The 20,662-nt window shown below is 43.6% G+C and carries 11 protein-coding genes; all 11 read left to right on the top strand.

Annotated elements, in window-relative coordinates; translation table 11 throughout:
* The first annotated feature begins 49 nt into the window (after positions 1–49).
* The 11 genes from AHMF7605_RS11175 to AHMF7605_RS11125 all read left to right on the top strand — a co-directional run bounded on the left by AHMF7605_RS11175 (position 50) and on the right by AHMF7605_RS11125 (position 20,660).
* A complete protein-coding gene (locus tag AHMF7605_RS11175; protein ID WP_106933431.1) occupies positions 50–934 on the top strand; it encodes a sugar phosphate isomerase/epimerase family protein in 885 nt (294 codons plus the stop codon).
* Between the two features lie 59 nt (positions 935–993).
* Positions 994–1,215, top strand: a complete 222-nt coding sequence (locus AHMF7605_RS11170) for a hypothetical protein (RefSeq protein ID WP_106929303.1) — start codon at positions 994–996, stop codon at positions 1,213–1,215.
* A 16-nt stretch (positions 1,216–1,231) separates the two neighbouring features.
* Positions 1,232–4,117 (top strand): PVC-type heme-binding CxxCH protein, encoded by a 2,886-nt coding sequence (locus AHMF7605_RS11165; protein ID WP_106929301.1) that lies wholly within the window; start codon positions 1,232–1,234, stop codon positions 4,115–4,117.
* Positions 4,118–4,530: 413 nt separating this feature from the next.
* Complete coding sequence (locus tag AHMF7605_RS11160; RefSeq protein ID WP_106929299.1) at positions 4,531–7,584, top strand: SusC/RagA family TonB-linked outer membrane protein; 3,054 nt, start codon at positions 4,531–4,533, stop codon at positions 7,582–7,584.
* Between the two features lie 19 nt (positions 7,585–7,603).
* The gene (locus AHMF7605_RS11155) at positions 7,604–9,250 is read left to right on the top strand and encodes a RagB/SusD family nutrient uptake outer membrane protein (RefSeq protein ID WP_106929297.1); all 1,647 of its coding nucleotides are present in this window, start codon (positions 7,604–7,606) and stop codon (positions 9,248–9,250) included.
* Between the two features lie 143 nt (positions 9,251–9,393).
* Positions 9,394–10,152, top strand: coding sequence for a 3-keto-disaccharide hydrolase (locus AHMF7605_RS11150; protein WP_106929295.1), 759 nt, complete (start codon positions 9,394–9,396; stop codon positions 10,150–10,152).
* A 208-nt stretch (positions 10,153–10,360) separates the two neighbouring features.
* A complete protein-coding gene (locus AHMF7605_RS11145) occupies positions 10,361–11,623 on the top strand; it encodes a nucleoside permease (protein ID WP_106929293.1) in 1,263 nt (420 codons plus the stop codon).
* A gap of 98 nt (positions 11,624–11,721) precedes the next feature.
* Positions 11,722–14,505 (top strand): PQQ-dependent sugar dehydrogenase, encoded by a 2,784-nt coding sequence (locus tag AHMF7605_RS11140; protein WP_106929290.1) that lies wholly within the window; start codon positions 11,722–11,724, stop codon positions 14,503–14,505.
* Positions 14,506–15,228: 723 nt separating this feature from the next.
* Positions 15,229–15,906, top strand: a complete 678-nt coding sequence (locus tag AHMF7605_RS11135) for an RNA polymerase sigma-70 factor (protein ID WP_106929287.1) — start codon at positions 15,229–15,231, stop codon at positions 15,904–15,906.
* A gap of 44 nt (positions 15,907–15,950) precedes the next feature.
* Positions 15,951–16,994: a FecR family protein gene (locus tag AHMF7605_RS11130; RefSeq protein ID WP_106929285.1), complete on the top strand. Its 1,044-nt coding sequence runs from the start codon at positions 15,951–15,953 to the stop codon at positions 16,992–16,994.
* Positions 16,995–17,282: 288 nt separating this feature from the next.
* Positions 17,283–20,660: a SusC/RagA family TonB-linked outer membrane protein gene (locus tag AHMF7605_RS11125; RefSeq protein ID WP_233219011.1), complete on the top strand. Its 3,378-nt coding sequence runs from the start codon at positions 17,283–17,285 to the stop codon at positions 20,658–20,660.
* The last annotated feature ends 2 nt before the right edge of the window (positions 20,661–20,662 follow it).

The following is a 20,662-nucleotide window of genomic DNA, read 5'->3' as shown; positions in this document are numbered from 1 at the left end:
TTTGGTTAAAGATTGCGAAAAACGAAAGAATACTAATTATTCGCTACTTATGCTCCTGGAGAATCTATATTCCCGTCGTCAAATTATTAAAAGCAGTGCGGCCTTGGCTGGTCTTTCCATTATTGCTCCTTGGTGGGAGGTATTTGCTTCTGCCCACCAGGCAAAATACAAAATAAGTACCTGCGATTGGTCTATAAATAAGGGTAGCGATGTAGAGGCCCTGGCTTTTGCCAAGAAAATAGGCTTTGATGGCGTGCAGGTGAGTTTAGGAACGGTAGCGAACAACATGCATCTCCGGCGCCCTGAAGTGCAGCAAGCTTATAAAGACGCCGCCAAAAAACAGGGGGTGCAGATATCCAGTCTGGCCATTGGGGAATTAAATAACGTGCCTTACAAGTCGGAACCAGTAACCGAAGAATGGGTAAGCGACAGCATCGATGTAGCGAAAGCCATGGGCTGTAAGGTAATACTGCTGGCTTTCTTTGGTAAAGGAGACCTGAGAGGCGATGAAGCGGGCATTCAGGAAGTCATTCGTCGTTTAATGAAAGTAGCGCCCAAAGCCGAAAAAGCCGGGATAATACTGGGCATTGAATCCTGGCTGAGCGCTGATGATCATTTAAAGATTATACAGGCCGTTGGCTCCCAAAATGTACGAGTGTATTACGATGTAGCAAATTCTACCCAAATGGGCTACGACATTTACGAAGAAATGAGCCGCCTCGGCAAAGAATACATCTGTGAAGTACACGCGAAAGAGAATGGTTTTTTATTAGGCCAGGGTAAAGTAGATTTTGTCCGGCTTAAAAAGGTTCTGGACGATATGGGTTTTGAGGGTTGGGTAATCATAGAAGGAGCGTTGCCGGAAGGAGCAGACCTTTATAAATCTTATGTTACCAATTTAAAATACCTTCGGTCGGTGCTGAATAAGGCTTAGTTGGCTACCATTTACCAAATACCATTTACCAGTTTCCATTTACCAATTAACAGAAAGCTATGCAACAATCAGCCGTTCAAAGTGCAGAACCCGACGATTTTGTGTTTGAGCGGCAGCGAGTTGAAAATCGTCTTGACTTTCGTTGGTTCTGGGGGAAGGGGCCCTCTTACTTTGTGTCAAGACAAAAAGAACAAGACCTGAGCAATGAAACAACTTACTTAGAAGTCAAAGTTTTAGCAGAAGCTATGCGAACAGTTACTTTATGTAATCTCTTTACTTAACAGCAATATTTATCCAATGATAAAAATTTATAAAACCAAAGTTTGTTTTATTCTATCTTTTCTGCTGCTGCTCTTCTCCTGCAAGCCCGGCAAAGAACAAACCGAAAAAATTACCCAGAATAGACCGGCGCTGTTTGTTCCGGATGATTTGGAAGCAACCCTTTGGGCTGAATCGCCGCAAGTGTATAATCCTACCAATATAGATGTAGATGTTAAAGGACGCATCTGGGCCACCGAAGCCGTAAATTACCGGAACTTTAATAATGCGGACGGTTATTTAAAACATCCGGAAGGTGACCGGGTCATGATTTTGGAAGATACCAATGGCGATGGTGTAGCAGATTCTTCTAAAGTATTTGTGCAGGACAAAGACCTTCGTTCCCCATTGGGTATTGCGGTGTTAGGTAATAAGGTGGTAGTTTCCTGTTCGCCATCGGTTATTGTGTATACTGATGAAAACGGAGACGATAAGCCGGATAAAAAAGAAGTTTTCCTGACCGGTTTTGGGGGGCTAGACCATGACCATAGTTTACATGCTGGCCTGGCGGGTCCGGACGGAAAATTGTATTTTATTACCGGCAATGCCGGACCCCATAATGTTACCGGAAAAGACGGGCGAACCATACGTGCCGGTAGCGTCTATACCGGCGGCTCTCCTTATAATGATAAAAATACCCCGGCATTAAAAAGTAGTAATGGTAAAATTTATACGGGAGGTTTCGCCTTTCGGGTAAACCCGGATGGTACCGGTTTAGAAGTAATGGCGCATAATTTCCGTAATTCGTACGAAGTAGCCGTAGATTCTTATGGTAATTTATGGCAAAGTGATAATGACGACCAGGTCGCTACTTGCCGTACTACCTGGGTAATGGAAGGAAGCAACGCTGGTTACTTTAGCGCTACCGGCGAACGCACCTGGCAGGCCGACCGGCGTCCGGGACAAAGTATCGAAACGGCCCATTGGCACCAGGAAGACCCGGGCGTATTGCCCGTCGGAGATATTTATGGTTCGGGTTCACCCACTGGAATCGTACTGAACGAAAGTGATGCTCTTGGAAAACAATATAGGGGGTTGCTGCTTAGCGCCGATGCGGGCCGCAATATTATTTTTGGTTACTTGCCCAAACTGGAAGGTGCCGGTTTTCCGTTAAAAAACCGGACAAACTTTATCTCCTCCGTCGAAACGGATGATACGAATTACCGATGGAACGATATAAAGGAAGATAAAAGCAAATGGTTCCGACCCAGTGATGTAGCTATTGGTACCGATGGAGCTATTTATGTCGCCGATTTTTATGACCCCGTGGTCGGTGGGCACCAGATGAACGATAAAAAAGGATATGGCCGCATTTACCGCATTGCTCCTAAAAATAAAAAATTAACTGTTCCGGCAATCGACCTAAGTAACACGGCGGGCCAGATACAAGCTTTGTTAAATCCGGCTATTAATATCCGGAACCAGGGTTTTAAACTTCTGAAAGCTCAAGGTGAAAAAGTAGTACCGCGGATAAAAGAAGTATTATCTTCGGAGAATCCGTATGAGCGGGCGCGGGCCGTTTATCTGTTAGCACAATTAGGTAATCCGGGGATTAAAGAAGTAGAAACCTTGCTGCAAGATTCGGACGCGCAGATTCGAATAACGGCTCTGCGGGCTTTGCGGCAAGCTAATCCTCAAAATGTAATAAATTACGCCGGGCAATTAGCTTCGGATAAGTCGCCGGCCGTACGAAGAGAAGTGGCAATTGCACTGCGCGGATTGCCTTTAGAAAAAACGGAACCCATCCTCTTAACTCTAATAGACGGTTACGACGGCCATGACCGGTGGTATTTGAATGCCTTAGGAATTGCCCTGGAAGGAGAGGCCGAGGTTTTCTACCCAACCTTACTGAAGCATTTTAATGCCCAAGAACCAGCCAATTGGCCCCAATCACTGGTTAATCTGGTTTGGGAATTGCATCCGCCTGCTGCGGTTAATGCCCTGCAGGAAAGAGCCCGTAATGAAAAATTATCGACTAAGGAGCGGGAAAAAGCCCTAGTAGCCCTCGCTTTTGTTCCTACTCGTCCGGCTGCTGATGCCGTACGTCAACTAGCTCAGAACGCACCAAACGATATGGTTAGCTTCGCGCAATACTGGTTGCAGTTCCGGAAAACCAACGACTGGCGGGCATATTTGAAAAACTGGCAAAGCCCCGATAATCAATTACCGGAAGCCCATCCGGAATTGTTGGTTCTGCGGAACAAGGTAACTAACTCCCAACTGAATATAGCACAACGTTCCGGCGCGGCGATGGAACTGGCAAAAAGTAAAGTGGGTAAGCTGCATTTAGTAAGCTTAGCCGCTGACCAGAAATTGCCCGATACTATTCAGCAATTGGTAAAAGCTCCAATGCTGCGGGAGGATGACCGCTATATAAAATCATTAATCTCCCGTTATTTTGACACTTCGGATTCGGTTTCTTACTCTATTCAAAAAATAACTGCTTTGCCCGGAGATCTGGTTAAAGGTAAGAAGTTGTTGTATGGTAATTGCCTGGTCTGCCACAAAGTAGGGGAAGCCGGTGGTGAAATAGGGCCGGTGCTGACTAATATTAATAATAAGTACGATAAACAAAGTTTGTCCCAAGCCATCGTACAACCGGAAGCTGGTATCGCTTTTGGTTCGGAGCCTTATTTAATTACTTTAAAAAATGGCGGCATGCTGTATGGTTTGTTACTATCCGAAGGACCGGTAGTAACCGTGTTGGATATCTATGGCCGGCGTTACATGATGGAATCCACGCGGGTTTTAAGTAAAAAGCAACTCAAAACGAGTCCCATGCCTTCCCCGAAACACCTGCAACTCAGCGAGCAGGATGTAGCCGATATTACGGCGTTTTTACTGCAAAAAGATAAGAGTTTGTAATAATTTCAGAATGGCACTATTTAAACGTATTTAAAGAGCAGCTAAAGTTACCAAACTACATTACGATACAGAATTCAGGTAAGGTTTTCTCTTCGTTTTTTACAATCGAGTTCCTGATAAAACGGTAAAAATCAGCTCAAACGAGTCTGGGGTACTTTTTATGTGCCTACACGAAAGGGTTATTGCTATTACCAGAATAGTAAAACAACCTTAAAAATGTACCGGCTGAAGCCTGAAAGCGCAGCCTATATTCTCCGGTGGTTATAGCATCCGGTAGCTAAGCTTCACGCTCCTGGGTGATTACAATTCAGGATTTTAAAATTTTAGAATTTCCTAATTGCCCGGCAGTAGCTTAAAGAGTCAACATTTAATTAGTTATTATTTATCGAATAAAATCTAAACCCAAAAAAGTTATGAAACATTCTTTATTTAAAAAGGCGAGATACTTGCTGCTATTTTTTCTTTGTTTTATAGCGTTTGTAGAGGCTTACGCACAAGGGGTAACCCTAAAAGGTAAAATTACCGACGAAAACGGGGCGGCTTTGCCTGGGGTAACCGTTTTACTCAAAGGAACTTCTACTGGTACCGCTACTGGTACTGACGGTAGTTTTTCGCTCCCGGTCCCCAATGCTGCTGGTACTTTGGTAGTTTCTTTTATTGGCTACCTTACGCAGGAGGTGCCAATTAATAATCAATCTACTTTTAATATATCACTGGCATCCGATACAAAAGCTCTGGAAGAGGTGGTGGTAATAGGTTACGGAGAAAAAGAGAAAGGGGAACTTACCGGTGCCATTGCCAATATCAATGGTAAAAACATTGAGCAGACTTCGCAGATGAATTTAACCCAGGCTCTACAAGGAAAAATACCCGGGTTAGTAGTAAATAACAGAGGAGGGATTCCGGGCAGTGATGATGCCAATATTATAATCCGGGGACAATCGACCCTGGGAAATAACGCTCCATTAATTGTTATTGATGGGGTACCCCGGGAAAGCTTTTCCCATTTAACTCCGAATGATATTGAAAGCATTAGTGTACTAAAAGATGCTGCTGCCGCTATTTATGGTGCCCGGGCAGCCAATGGAGTAATAATAGTAAAAACCAAAAGAGGCAAGGCAGGCCAAAGTGAAATCCGGTTATCTTCTAATTACGGGGTTTCTTCTTTTACCAGTTTGCCCAAATACATGAATTCTTATCAGTATGCCACCTGGGAAAATGAAATTTCGGAACGTTACGGAAGGGCCATTCAATGGACCGCAGAAGACTTAGAAAAGTACAGAAACGGCACTAGCCCGTTAACGCACCCCAATACCGATTTTTACAAAGAAGTTTTTAGAGATTGGGCACCCCAATCGCATCATAACCTATCGGCCTCTGGCGGTAGCGAAAAAGTGAAGTATTACATAAGCGGTGATTATCTGCATCAGGACGGGCTGTATAAATCCAAGGATCTGAAGTATGATCAATATCAAATAAGATCGAACATAGATGCCCAAGTTACGCAAAATTTAAATTTAGGATTTGATTTAACCGGCAGGTTAGAGGAGCAACACAGCACGGCTACCGATGTAACTTCGATGATGCCCTTTATTGCGAATTGGGCTTATCCTTACAATACCGCCTATTACCCCAATGGTTTGCCGGGGGTAGGTGGGCCCCAGGGTCAAAACCCGGTTATTATATCCAGTGATGAGGCCGGTTGGGTAGAGAATAAGAATAAAATTTTTCAATCCCGGTTATCGCTCAATTACAACTTGGATTGGCTAACCAAAGGCTTAGCGCTAAATAGCTACGCGGCTTTTGATTTTGATATCCGGAGTAGAGAAGTATTTAATAATATCTGGACCGTGTATGATTACAACGAAACCACCGGCGAATATGTGCCGCAAGGCGGCCAAAATCAAAGCGTAGGAAATACTAGAACCTTAAATCAGGCTAATGATATGAACCAAAGCCAGTTGTACCATGCCCGGTTAGCCTATAATCGGAATTTTGGCAAACATAACTATAGTGGCTTTATTGCATACGAGCAGCAGGTAGGTACCTGGCAAACCTTGAGTGGTTTCCGCAGAGATTTAATCAGTGATCAGAAAGTAGAATTATTTACCGGAGGTCAGGCGCTGCGCGATAACCAGGGCTCGTCCAGTGAAACGGGTCGGGTCAATTATTTTGGTTCTTTCAGTTATGATTATATGCGAAAATACCTGCTGGATATTACCGTACGACGGGATGGCTCTTTCAATTTTCCGCGCGGCAAAAGATTTGGTACTTTCCCGGGGGTAGCAGTGGCCTGGAATATTTCGCAGGAATCCTTTATGGGCTTCACGAAAAAATGGCTGGATAATTTAAAACTGCGGGCCTCCTGGGCCAAGATGGGCAACGACCGGATTGGCGCTTTTCAGTATTTAACGCAATACGAATTAAACAACTATTATATTTTTGGCGAAAGCCCGCGGCGGGAAAACGGCTTTACCATCACGAATACCGGTAATCCGAATATTACCTGGGAAGTATCTGAAAACCGGAACATGGGTTTAGACGCTGATTTATGGCGAGGGGGGTTATCCATCAGTGTGGATTATTTTAAATCCAAACGCAGTCAAATTTTAATTACCCGAAGCGAATCTGTACCAGAATATACGGCCTTGGAACTGCCCCTCGAAAATTTAGGCGAAGTAGATAATGAAGGTGTAGAGGTAGCTTTAAATCATCAGGGCAACGTGGGCGAATTAAAATACAACCTGGGTGGTAATTTAACTTACAATAAAAATAAAATTGTATTTATGGATGAGCCGAAAGATGTTCCTCCATATAGAGCTCAGGAAGGCCATCCTTTAAATTCCTGGGTGGTTTATAAAACGGATGGCTTATATCGTTCGGAAGACGAAATCACCAATTCTCCCCATATACCCGGTACCAAACCCGGCGATATCAAATACGTGGATGTAAATGGAGACGGACAGATTAACGGTAATGACCAGGTAAGAAAATATACTTCCCCCATTCCCAGGATTCAATATGGTTTTAACGTAGGAATGGCCTATAAGGCCTTTGAACTAAACGCAGTTTTCAGTGGGCAGGCCAAAGCCGAAACCATGCTTTTGTTTTTGGATGGGGGTAATAAGCCGGAGTACCTGTTTAATGACCGCTGGACCGAAAATAATGTGGACGCTAAATACCCCCGGGCCTACCAAAGAACAGATATTTACAATACCAAAGCTTCCGATTTCTGGTTATACGATGCTTCCTTTCTCCGGCTGAATAATGTAGAATTAGCCTACAATCTGCCTTCCAATGTGCTATCCCGGATTAAAGTAAAAGGATTACGATTATATGTGCGAGGAGCCAATTTAATTACCTTCAAAAAGATAGAAGGCCAGTTCGATCCGGAAATAAACACCTCTAATGCCGGCTATTACCCGCAGCAAACCACCATAATGAGCGGATTAAATCTAAGTTTTTAATAGTATAAGGGCAAGTTATATGAAAGCGACTAAAATAATATGGATGATTACCAGCCTTTTACTGATAATAGTTACGGGCTGTGAAAAAGAAGTTTTAAATAAAAAGTCTAGATCTTCTTTCACTGATGAGGATGTTTGGCAGGATATTAATTTAGCAGAGAAGCTGGTGTTTTCCACATATGATGCCTTAGGAGGCTGGGGCTGGCCGCAGGAAGGGGCGGGTGGCCTGCTTTCCACGGCTACCGATGAAGCCTTTATGCTATTTGACTATGGCTTTTGGCCCGTAAGTTCCGGAACCATCGACGCCAGTAATATGGGTGTGTTTACAAATAGCTGGCGAGACGGATATAAGAGCATCCGGAATATCAATATTTTCCTGAACCGGATTGATAATGTGCCAGGAGCCGATCCTGAAAAAGTAAAGCGTTTAAAAGGTGAAATGAAGTTTATCCGGGCCAAGGCTTACGCCGATTTAATCAGTTTTTTTGGCGGTGTACCACTTATTACCAATGTTTATAGCTTAAACGATGAATTTACCGAAAAAAGAGCCAGCTACCAGGAGTGCGTTAATTTTATAGTAAAAGAACTGGATGAGGCCAAAGAGATGGTGCCCCCCACAGTGACTGCCGAAAATTGGGGTAAAGTAACCCAGGGAGCCTGCCTAGCCTTAAAATCGGAAGTGTTGCTGTATGCGGCCAGTAAACTACACGATCCGGCCAGCACGCCCAACGGTCCGCTTTTTACTTATGATCAAGCAAATAAATGGCAGCAAGCCTCCGACGCAGCCAAAGCAGTAATAGATTTAAATTATTATTCGCTGGTACCGGTAAATACCTGGCAAGAGTATACCCAGATTTTCTTGAAAGCTAATCCGGAAATTATTTTCGCCCGACCGTATTCTCCTGAATTTAGTCATCCCAACATCGACCAGATTAATACTCCCAATGGCTATAATGGCTGGTCGGGTAATATTCCTTCGCAAAACTTAGTAGATGATTTTAAGATGATGGACGGCACCAACTTCGACTGGACCAATCCGGAACATGCGGCCGAACCTTATAAAAACCGCGACCCCCGGTTTTATGCCAATATCGTGTACCAGGGCGCTACTTACCGGGGCCGGCAAACCGAGTTTTTTTTACCCGGCGGTTTAGACTCCCGGGATGGTCCGGAATCGTGGAATTATGCTACTACCGGTTATTCTATGCGCAAATTTATGGATGAAAGCCTGGATTTTAAAAAAGGTTTAGGAAAGCAACCTTTTATCTTTTTCCGGCTGGCCGAGATGTATTTAAACTACGCCGAAGCTCAATATTATTTGGGCAATGAAGCCGTTGCGAAAGAATATGTAAATAAAATACGTGCCAGGGTTCACATGCCGGAAATTAATTCTTCGGGTGCACAGCTACTGGAAGATATCCAACATGAAAGAAGAATTGAATTATGTTTTGAATCGAAACGGTTTTTTGATGTACGCCGATGGATGATTGCGGAGGAAACAGGCAATAAAAACGCCAAAGGAATCGAATGGAAAAAAGAAAACGGGGTTTTGAAATATAATATTATTGATGTGCAGCAAAGAAGTTTTACCGCCAGAATGTATTACCTGCCTATTCCATTATCCGAAATAAATAAAACAGGCTTAGAACAAAATCCTGGTTATTAAAAGTAATGTTACGTTGCTTGCTCAGCGGGTTTAGGACTCCATCAACCTCCCGCTGGGCAAGTACGGCAACCTATCTGCATTACCCAGTAGCTTTTTGTGCCTGAAAACTTGTTGAACCTTCCTGCTATCTGTTATTTACTTATATGAAAAAAATAATTTTTTGCTTGCTTGTGCTGGGTGGTAGTATAGCTCATGCGCAGGATATTTTTAAAAAAGACTATTCTAAACCGGAGGCTACGGAATTATGGGAGCCAAAACCCGCAGTAGTGACGCCGGGCCTAAATGGCGCCCCACCTTCCGATGCCATCGTACTTTTTAATGGGAAAAGCCTCGATAGTTGGGTGATGGCCAAAGATAATAGCGCTTGCCAATGGAAACTGCAGGACGGCGCTATGACGGTTAAATTAGGCAGCGGCGATATCCAGACCAAACAAAAGTTTGGGGATAGCCAATTGCACCTGGAATTTAAAATACCAGCTGATGCTAAAACCAGTAAGGACCGTAATAATGCGGGTAATAGTGGCGTGTTTATGCAAGAACGGTACGAAGTTCAAATTTTTGACTCCTATAACAACGAAACTCCATTGTACGCCAATGGCCAGATGGGTAGCATTTACAAACAAGTTATTCCGCTGGCAAATGCTGCTAATAAACCGGGCAATTGGGAAACATTCGATATTTATTTTACCGCGCCGCGTTTTCGATACAACGGTTCTCTCGAAAAACCCGCTTATGTTACGGTGGTGCATAACGGCATTTTAACGCTGAACCATTTCGAAATTCAGGGAACCATCCAGTACATCGGTATTCCCCGCTACGAACTTCATGATAAAGCATCTATCCGGCTGCAAGGGCACGGCAGCGAAGTGAGTTTTCGCAATATCTGGATTAGGGAGTTGTAAAGCAGGCTAGAAAACTGCCCGTGGGAAATTCTAAGGGAAATGGGGTAATCCAATGTAAAATCAACCATCCCGTCCCTTCTATGCTTAGGGAAAAGCTTCTACTTTAATAATAGCTCTGCCGTAAATTATCAGCCAAGAGCCAGAAATGATGCTCTTTTAGCTCACTGATAAGCTAGAATCTTATTACAAAAAATAAATTTAAAGTTAAATGCAAATAGCAACAAGATTACGCCTCTCCACCATGATGTTTCTCGAATTTTTTATCTGGGGCGCCTGGTTTGTTACCATGGGTACTTTTTTATTGACCAATCTGCACACTTCGGCTACCCAGGTAGGAATGGCTTTTTTGGCTCAATCTATTGGAGCAATTTTAGCGCCTTTTATTATCGGTTTAATTGCCGACCGTTTCTTTTCGGCGCAGTATATTCTGGGCTGGTTGCATCTATTAGGTAGTGTTTTGTTATGGAATGCTTCTACGGCGGCTAACTTCGATAGCTTTTATCCTGCCATTTTAATTTACATGATTTTGTTTATGCCCACGCTTGCTTTGGTCAACTCTATTTCGTTTCGGCAAATGAAAAATCCGGGTAAGGAATTCCCACCTATCCGGGTGCTGGGAACAATGGGTTGGATTATAGCGGGTTTTACCATTGGTTGGCTTAATTGGGAACAGGGCGGGCAGTTAGATTTAACCTTTAAAATGGCCGCCATTGCTTCGGCACTGCTGGGTTTATTTAGTTTTACATTGCCTGCTACACCACCCGTAAAAAAAGGAGCGAAAACTACCATTGCGGATATCCTGGGTTTAGATGCCCTGCGCTTACTTAAAAACCAATCTTATTTGTTGTTTTTTATCTCCTCTATTGCCATTTGCATTCCCTTATCCTTTTACTACAATTTTACCAATCCCTTTCTGAATGAAATAGGAATGGCAGCGGCGGCTGGCAAACAGTCTTTAGGCCAGGTATCAGAATTGTTATTTATGATTTTAATGCCTTTGTTTTTTGTCCGTTTGGGAGTAAAAAAGATGCTGGCCGTTGGAATGCTGGCCTGGATTTTTCGCTATATTTTATTTGCGTTCGGAGATACCGCTGCCAACTATTGGATGTTGATTGTAGGTATTGTTTTACACGGTATTTGTTACGACTTCTTTTTTGTTACCGGTCAGATTTATACCGATAACTTAGCCGGGGAAAGGTTCAAAAGCGCGGCTCAAGGCCTGATTACCTTAGCCACCTACGGGGTTGGCATGCTTATCGGTTCGCTTATTTCAGGGTTAGTGGTAGATAAATGGCAGACTCCAACCGGAAATCACGATTGGTCATTTATCTGGTTAATACCCGCTACCATTGCTGGCGTGGTAACCTTTTTATTTTTGCTGTTCTTCAAAGATCAAAATAAAAAAAATAAACCTAATGCTGCCGGGTTACCGATTCAGGAAGAGTATGCTGGTTCTATTACAACTACCTAAAGGAACAAAATTTTTGTCTTTTCTAACTTTAAATCGGCATAAGGCAGGTAATCGTTGGTACTAGTTACAAATACTTTAAAAATAAAAATTTTGAGTTTATGCAGGTTTTATTCGGAGCCTTTAAAATTTCACTATTATTTATCTGTTTAGCTATTGCATTAGGTTTTTCTTCTTGTACAGGTACCAGTGCGAATAAAGCAGTAAACAGCAAAACCTCTTCCGAAACCAAAGCACCAACCCAGCCAATAGTACCCGACCCGGAACGTTTTCAGAAAATAGAACTGGCTTCTAATTTAAATGAACCCCTGGAACTGCAGATTTTGCCAGAAGGGGATGTATTGCTAATTGAAAGGACCGGGGGAATCAAGCTGTTTGACGCCAAAGAAAATAAACTGCGGCTAGTAACTAATCTACCCGTTTTCCACGATTTGGAAGATGGTTTATTAGGTCTGGCTTTAGACCCGGATTATGCGCTAAATCATTTTATTTATTTTTTCTATTCTCCGGTAGGGGATAAAGCTGTACAGCGGGTGTCGCGGTTTAATTTTGCCAATGGCACCTTAGACGTAAAGTCCGAAAAAGTATTGCTGGAGATTCCGACGCAACGTCAGGAATGCTGTCATTCGGCGGGTTCGCTGGCTTTTGGACCGGATAAGAACTTATACATTGCCCTCGGCGACAATACCAATCCGCACAATCCGGGTTATTACAACTCCATCGACGAAAGAAAAGGCCGGGAGTTCTGGGATGCGCAACGAACCGCCGGTAACACTAATGATTTACGCGGCAAAATACTGCGCATTAAACCCGAACCGGATGGTACGTACACCATACCCGAAGGAAACTTGTTTCCGGTAAATACGCCTAAAACACGGCCCGAAATTTACGCCATGGGTGTGCGCAATCCTTACCGGATTGCTATTGATGCCAAAACCGGTTGGTTGTACTGGGGCGATGTTGGCCAGAATACCATTGATAATCCGGCCCGTGGGCCCATCAGCTACGACGAATGGCACCAGGCCAAACAACCCGGCTTTTTCGGTTGGCCTTATTTTGCCGGCAACAACCAACCCTACGCGGACTTCGACTTTGCTACCGAGAAAACAGGCCTGTTTTTTAACCCACTAAAACCCATTAATAATTCGCCCAACAATACCGGATCACAGGAGTTGCCACCGGCTGTGGGCGCGTTAATCTGGTATTCTTACGACGAATCGAAAGAATTCAAAAATTTAGGTACGGGCGGCAAAAGCCCGATTGCCGGACCCTTTTATTACAGCAAAAATTACCAGCAAACACCTGCCTGGGTGAAAACGCCGCGTAAATTTCCGGATTATTACAATGGCAAGTGGTTTATCGCCGAGTGGCTGCGCGACTGGATAAATGTAGTAACTCTGGATGAAGCCGGTAACATCAAAGATATTGAACGGTTTATGCCGACCGCAAAATTCGACCATCCGATAGATTTAGAGTTTGGGCCGGATGGAGCGCTCTACGTGCTGGAATATGGTACCGGTTGGTTTGCCCAAAATCAGAATTCCCGCCTCGTCCGGATTGATTACATCGAAGGTAACCGACCGCCAGTAGCTAAAATTAAGGCCAGCAAAACGGCGGGCGCGGTGCCCCTGACTGTTTCTTTCTCGGGAGCAGAATCATTTGATTATGATAAAAACGATAAGCTGACGTATGAATGGCAACTACTGGACTCGGAAAAATCCCTTGCAGCAGGTTCCGAAACAAAATATCAGTTCGATCGCCCTGGCAGCTTCCGAATTTCTTTAAAAGTAACCGATAACCAAGGTGAGAGTTCTACCCAGGAAATTAAAATTGAGGCAGGGAATGAGCAACCGGAAGTAACCATCAACTTTGCCGGTAATCAGAGTTTTTACTGGAATCAGATGCCTGTTCGCTACCAGGTGAAAGTGAAAGACAAGGAGGACGGCAGTTTGGGTACTGGAAAAATTGCTCCTCAGGAAGTATTAACGACGGTAGATTTGGCCGATATGGGAACGGACCTAACCTTTCTGGCTCAGAATCAGGAAAAACCCACCTCCATTTATCTGCATCCCGGTCAACAATTAATTAAGCAAAGCGACTGCCTGGGATGTCATCAGGAAAAAACAAAGTCCATTGGCCCCTCGTGGGTACAAATTGCCAACCGCTACCCCGAAGAGGACAAAAGCATCAGCGCTTTAACGCAAAAAGTTATTAAAGGTGGTAATGGCAATTGGGGCGAAGCAGCCATGTCGGCCCACCCCCAACTCACGGACAAAGAAGTTTCCCAAATGGTTAAATATATCCTGGCTGTTAAAATGAATCAGGAAGCAAAAAACCGGTTACCTATGCAGGGTATATTTAAACCAGATAATAAGGCGGAAGGATTATATATTTTCCGGAGCATGTACCAGGACAAAGGTTTTGGGAATACCCCACCTCAGGTGGGGCAAATCACGCAGGCCTTACGCAATGCCAAGGTAAAAGCCATCTATTGTGATGAGAATCAGGCTGCCATCCGCTACAACAATGCCTATATTCGTTTTCCCGCTGACAATAGCTATATCTCTTTCCAAAACCTGGATCTGACGACTATTGAAAACCTGAAGATAGCTTTTTCTACTTCTTTTACTTGCCGTTTATCTTTCCGGCTAGATAAACCTAGTGGCATCGAAATAGGTGCCCTTGATTTACAACCCAACGAAACCCCTGGGGGAAATATCACCAATCTGATTACGGATTGGAAAGAACAAACCCTCCGGATTAAACCTTTGATCGGCAAACATTCGCTCTATGTAGTCGCAACGAATTTCCCACCTGACCAAGGGAACAAATACCTAAGCCTCAATTGGGTTTATTTCCTGCCATCCGATACCGCTTATAAATAATTTAAATTATGTAAAGATTTCAATCTTGAAAACTTAAAGTTTATAACCAATCTAATGAGTTTTCATTCGCTCTTTGGCTGATTTGGCATTTGCATAGACATCCCAGAAAGAGGTGGGCATATAGTCGGTAAATAATTTAGTATGGAGGATACCGAAGTCTACCTTGGAAATAGATTAAATGGAGAATTAGATAATTTTACTTAGGGGTAACTGTAAACTAAACTATAATAAGCAATTGGCCAAAATTAAATTACAATAGAGAAAGATAATTTTTTACGTCCTTCAGGAGGAAACTATTTAGCTATGAAGCAGAATAGTTTTCTCCTGAAGGACAGAATACTTGAACTTATTTCTGTCCTCTTATTTATTTGCATTCACACTACACCATTATCTTTTAAATCGGGAATTAACACCAAATTGATTTTACTTAATTCCATAAAAGAGGTAGATACAGCATTCAACTGCAGTTTTTTGTATTGAATAAATATTGATTTATAAAAATAACAGGATTTAGCTTTATTACCTTAAACCAGTTGCTGATATGACCTTAAATGGAATTTATTCTTCCGCCTCCTTTTGCCACAATCATCAAACTAGAACCCGATAATTGAAGTTTTTTGATAAACGACAATCATCTGGATATTTTTTTTCAATAAATTTTATCAAAAGACCAAGGGTAAATTGAACCTGTTGCGTCTTACTGATAACTGTTCGGATAACATTATGTTTGCAAGTGACAAGCTGAATTCAGAGGACTGCTATAATCCTATTTCTGTGTCGGATAGGAAAGAAGAGGTGGTTCCTACTAATTTGAATGATAGCGAATTGTTCATCCGGAAAGCCTTTGAAAACAGCCCGGCAGCTGGATACGAAATGCTTTTCAGAAGGTATTACCGGCCCTTGTGCAGCCATGTGGCCCGTATTACTTTATCCCGGGACATAGCCGAAGATTTGGTAGCCGATGTGTTTTTTAGTTTTTGGGAACATCAATTATACCAAAAGAACCACACCTCTTACCGGGCTTATTTGTTCGTGGCAGCTCGTAACCAGGCTTTGTCTTATTTGCGGTCGGGGTTTCATAAAAGGCCTAAAGTAGATATTTACGAAAATGACCCTTTAGATAAAAAAGCCTTGCCCGACGAGATGCTGCAGTACAACGAACTTTACCTGAAAATTGATAAGCTGATTAAGGAGGTCTCGCCGCAAAGCCAGAAGGTGTTTATAATGAGCCGGTTTGAAGGCATGAAAAACGCTTTAATCGCGGATAAATTAGAGATTTCTGTTAAAACCGTGGAAGGTCATATCACTCGGGTACTCCACATTCTCCGGAAAATCTTAAAGAAAGATGCCTTTCTGACTCTGGTCGGGATGGTGCAGGTTCTGATGATGGCCGAGCATTGATTCTATACTGATGACCTTGGAGAGGGCATACATTTTATTAAACTATGAAAGCGGAAATTGATAAACATACATTGTTTAATTTTTTTGAGGGAAAAGCGACTCTCATGCAGCGGGCGCTTATACAAAAGTGGCTGGAAGAAGAAGCTAACCAAGAATTGTATTATCAATGGACCGAAGAATGGGAGAATGAGAACCTGCAACTAACCCCCGACACGGGAGAAGCTTACCAAAAATTATTATTTCGGATACAGGAAGCTGGCACAGGCAGTAAAAATTGCACAACTTCCAATACAGACTTTACCAAGGTATTGCCCTTTCTTAGCTCTATTCGGAGCTTTAGATACGGGTATGCTGCCGCCAGCGTGGTTTTTCTGCTAATTTCTTTTGCTACGCTTTGGGTACAAAAAGACCAAATTTTAAATACCGAATACCGGACTGCCTACGGAGAAGTAAAAACCTTGGCGCTCCCCGACGGCAGCCGGGTAGTCATGAATGCTAATTCAAGCCTGAGAGTTCCAAGGTTTGGGTTTGGAAGCAAGAGCCGGGAGGTTTTACTAAGTGGCGAAGCAAAATTTAAAATAGTACACACAAAAAGTCACCAGAAATTCATCGTTCGGACTCCTGAGCAACTAGAGGTAGAAGTACTAGGGACCGAATTTGTGGTGTTCAGCCGGAAAAGAGGCAGTAAAGTAGTGCTCAACCAAGGGAAAGTACGGTTGCGGTCACCTAAAAGTGGGCTTAAAACTCCTTTGGCTATCCGGCCCGGCGATGTGGTTACCATTAATTCGGGTGGCAAGTTACAACTGAAACATAAACAATCGTTGCTGGCGCATCAGGCTTGGGAAGAAAAACGGTTTATTTTCGACAATACGTCGGTACGGGAAATTGCGGCTATTTTGGAAGAAAGTTTTGGAATTAAGTTAATTATACCGGATTCTTTGGTGGCCAATCGCACCTTTGGCGGAACTTTTAAAGTAACTAAACCCGAATCGCTTCTGCAATCGCTTTCCGAAATGCTGGACTTGCAATTAGTTTTAGTAGATAAATCTACTTATCAGCTTACCGAACCCGTAACCGCGCAGCCTTAATTTAAAAAAGTTTTAATACTCTCCTAAAGGAGTTAGGAGGGAACACCATTCTAATAAAATAATCCTGGTTCAAGCTTTTGTGGCTTGAACCTTATAAGTCTCATTTTATTCAGATTACTGTGGCGCAAGTACGCCACGTCTATTCCGCATACGCTTACCTTTTTATAGAGTTAACCTATTAATTGCGTTTTACTTATGAGAAAGTCTACCCGATATTGTTTAGTATTCATGTGCCTGGTAGGGTATGGACATTACCCACTGGTTGGCTACTCGCAAAACTTGGTTAGTATGCAGCCACCTGTCCAAAAGAACCAGCAAACCAGCCCACAAGCTAACTCGTCGGTGCTCCTGAGGGAGGCGCTGATGCAATTAAAAACCAAGTACCACGTAGATGTTATGTTCGAGGAGAAACTGCTCAACGACGTATACGTTAATCCAACCTTGATTCAGCCGGGCAGGAAACTGGAAGAAAACCTGAGAAGCTTGCTGAAGAAAACCGGCCTGAGATATAAAAAAATTGATGAAGAAACGTACCTGATTCTGGCTCCTAAATCGGCCGACACAACGGATAAGGCAACTACTTCCGCTGGTCTCTCCGGAATCTTAACCGAGAGTACATCGAACGCAGCTGGGATAAAAAATGAGTTTTCAAATCCTTTGGATGTATCTGTTTCCGGAAAAGTTACGGATGAAAACGGAGCCGGTCTGCCAGGGGTAACGGTGGTAATAAAAGGAACTACCATTGGCACCAGTACAGACCCAGAGGGTATCTTTACATTAAATGTACCGGACGAAAATACCACTGGCACGCTGGTGTTTTCTTATGTAGGATATTTACCTAAAGAAGTGCTACTAAGCGGCAAAAGTGTGATAGATATTGCCCTTGCGCCGGATGCCAAACAACTCGGTGAAGTTTTGGTGGTGGGTTATGGTAGTCAGGAGCGGGCCACTATTACTGGTTCGGTAGTTTCGGTGAAAGGCGAAAAAATTACTCAAACCCCGGTAGCCAACGTGAGTAATGCCTTGGTCGGACGTTTACCTGGCATAACGGCAGTTCAACGCAGTGGCGAACCCGGTAGCGATGGTTCTAATATTCGCATCCGGGGTACCAATTCCTTAGGCAATAATAATCCTTTAATAATTGTAGATGGTATTCCGGGCCGGTCCTTAGAACGCATCGACCCCAATACCATTGAAAGTATTACTGTTCTGAAAGATGCTTCGGCGGCTATTTACGGCTCGCAAGCGGCCAACGGGGTAATACTAATTACCACCAAACGCGGTAAAACCGGCAAACCAGAAATTACTTTTAATTACAACGAAGGCTATAACCAGCCTACCCGCATACCGGAAATGGCCAATGCCGCCGAATACGCTACCCTGCTTAATGAAATTGATTCTTACAATAACCGGCAACCACGATATAGTCCGGGTGATATTCAGAAATTTCAGGATGGCTCCGACCCTTGGGGTCACCCCAATACCGATTGGTATAAAGAAGTACTAAAGCCGCGTTCCCGGCAAAATTACTTGAATGCCACTCTTACGGGAGGCAGTGAAAGAATTAAATATTTTCTGAATATGGGTTCCCGCTTTCAGGATGGCTATTACTATAAAAGCTCTACCGATTATAAACAATATGATTTTCGCAGCAACATTGATGGGGTAATATCCGATAATGTAAGCCTGCGGTTTGATGTAGCGGGCCGAATGGAAAACCGAAATGCGCCAAATTTCGGCAGTGGCAATATATTCTCGGGCCTGATGCGTTCCGACCCCGGAAAACACGCTTATTGGCCCGATGGCACACCCGGCCCGGACGTAGAACAAGGCAATAACCCCGCGGTTACCAGTACCGATGCTACCGGTTACGACCGGACCCGGCAATTTGTTTTAAACAGTAATATCCGGTTAGATGTAAAAGTTCCGTGGGTAAAAGGACTGGCTTTTAGCGGCAATGCCAGCCTCGATAAAACGTTCCGTTTTCGCAAACGCTGGGAAACTCCCTGGTACTTGTATTCCTGGGATGGCAGTTCGTACGACACCAACGGCAAACCCATTTTGGTAAAAGGCAAGAAAGGCTTCGACGACCCAAGGTTACAGGAATGGGCCGAAGATAACCAGGATATTCTGCTTAACGGAATTATAACCTACGAAAAAAACATTGAGAAGAATGCATTCAAAATTATGGTTGGCTCGGAATCGCGTCGGGGACGCGGCAATAGCCTCTCCGCTTACCGCCGGTTTTTTGTTTCATCGGCCATTGATGAGTTGTTTGCCGGTGGCGATATAAATAAAGATAATACCGGGGTAGCCTACGAAAACGCTCGCTTAAATTACTTTGGCCGGGTTAATTACAATTATTTCGAAAAACTGCTCCTCGAATTTGTATGGCGGTATGATGGCTCGTACATTTTTCCGAAAGAAGGCCGTTATGGCTTTTTCCCGGGTGTTTCGGCCGGCTACCGATTATCCGAAGAAAATTTCTGGAAGAATGCGTTGCCCGTGGTCGATAATTTTAAAGTTCGGGCATCCTGGGGCAAGACCGGTAATGACCGCATCGACGAATGGCAATATTTATCTTCTTACGGCTTTAACGCCAATACCTACATTTTTGGCATCACCCAAGAAAATAAACTGCTCCGGGAAGTTAGGATTCCAAACGAGAACGTAACCTGGGAAGTGGCCAATCAAGCTAATATTGGTTTTGAAGCCGGTCTTTTTAACAGCAAATTGTATTTTGAGTTCGATTATTTTAATAATAAGCGTTCCCAGATATTATGGCAGCGGAATGCTTCCGTACCTTCTTCTACCGGTATTACCTTGCCCAAGGAAAATATCGGCAAAGTACGAAATAGCGGCGTGGAGTTTAATGTTGGTTATAAAAACCAACTTCAAAAGTTCAGATATAACGTATCGGTAAACGGCAGTTATTCTAAAAACAAAATCCTTTTCTGGGATGAATCACCGGGCCGGCCGGAATATCAGCAGTCTACCGGCAAACCTATTCCTACCGACCCGAATAACCCAGATGGAGACCTTTTTTACCAATCTTTGGGCATTTTCCGGGACCAGGCTGCCGTAGATGCTTACCCGCACTGGCAAGGTGCCCGGCCCGGCGATGTAATTTTTAAAGATGTAAATAACGACGGCGTTATTAACGGGAATGACCGGGTCCGGAATGAAAAAACCAATATTCCCCGGTTTAACGGCGGCGTGGATATCAACCTGGCTTATGGAGCCTTTGATTTATCGATATTGTTTCAGGGAGCCACGGGCGCCATTCGCTACATCGATACCTACTCCGGCGACAGCGGCAATTTTCTCCAAGATTTTTATAATAACCGATGGACGGAAGCTAATCCGGATGCCAGTGAACCCCGGGCCTTTAACCGCTCACAGGAATACTGGCGCACCCAATTTAACACCCAATTTATCCGGAACACCGATTATGTGAGATTAAAAACCCTGCAATTAGGCTATAATTTACCAGCGAGCCTGATTAACCGGATAGGAGTTAGCGCCTTGCGCTTTTTCGTGAGTGGTTATAATCTGTTCACTATTTCCCCGGACTTAATCGACTTTGACCCGGAATCAGATAATACTTCCGGTTCCAGTTATCCGGTGCAGCGCGTAGTGAATGGTGGCCTTACTTTAACTTTTTAATT

Source organism: Adhaeribacter arboris (assembly GCF_003023845.1).
Taxonomy (GTDB): domain Bacteria; phylum Bacteroidota; class Bacteroidia; order Cytophagales; family Hymenobacteraceae; genus Adhaeribacter; species Adhaeribacter arboris.
This window is presented reverse-complemented; position numbering and strand designations above follow the sequence as displayed.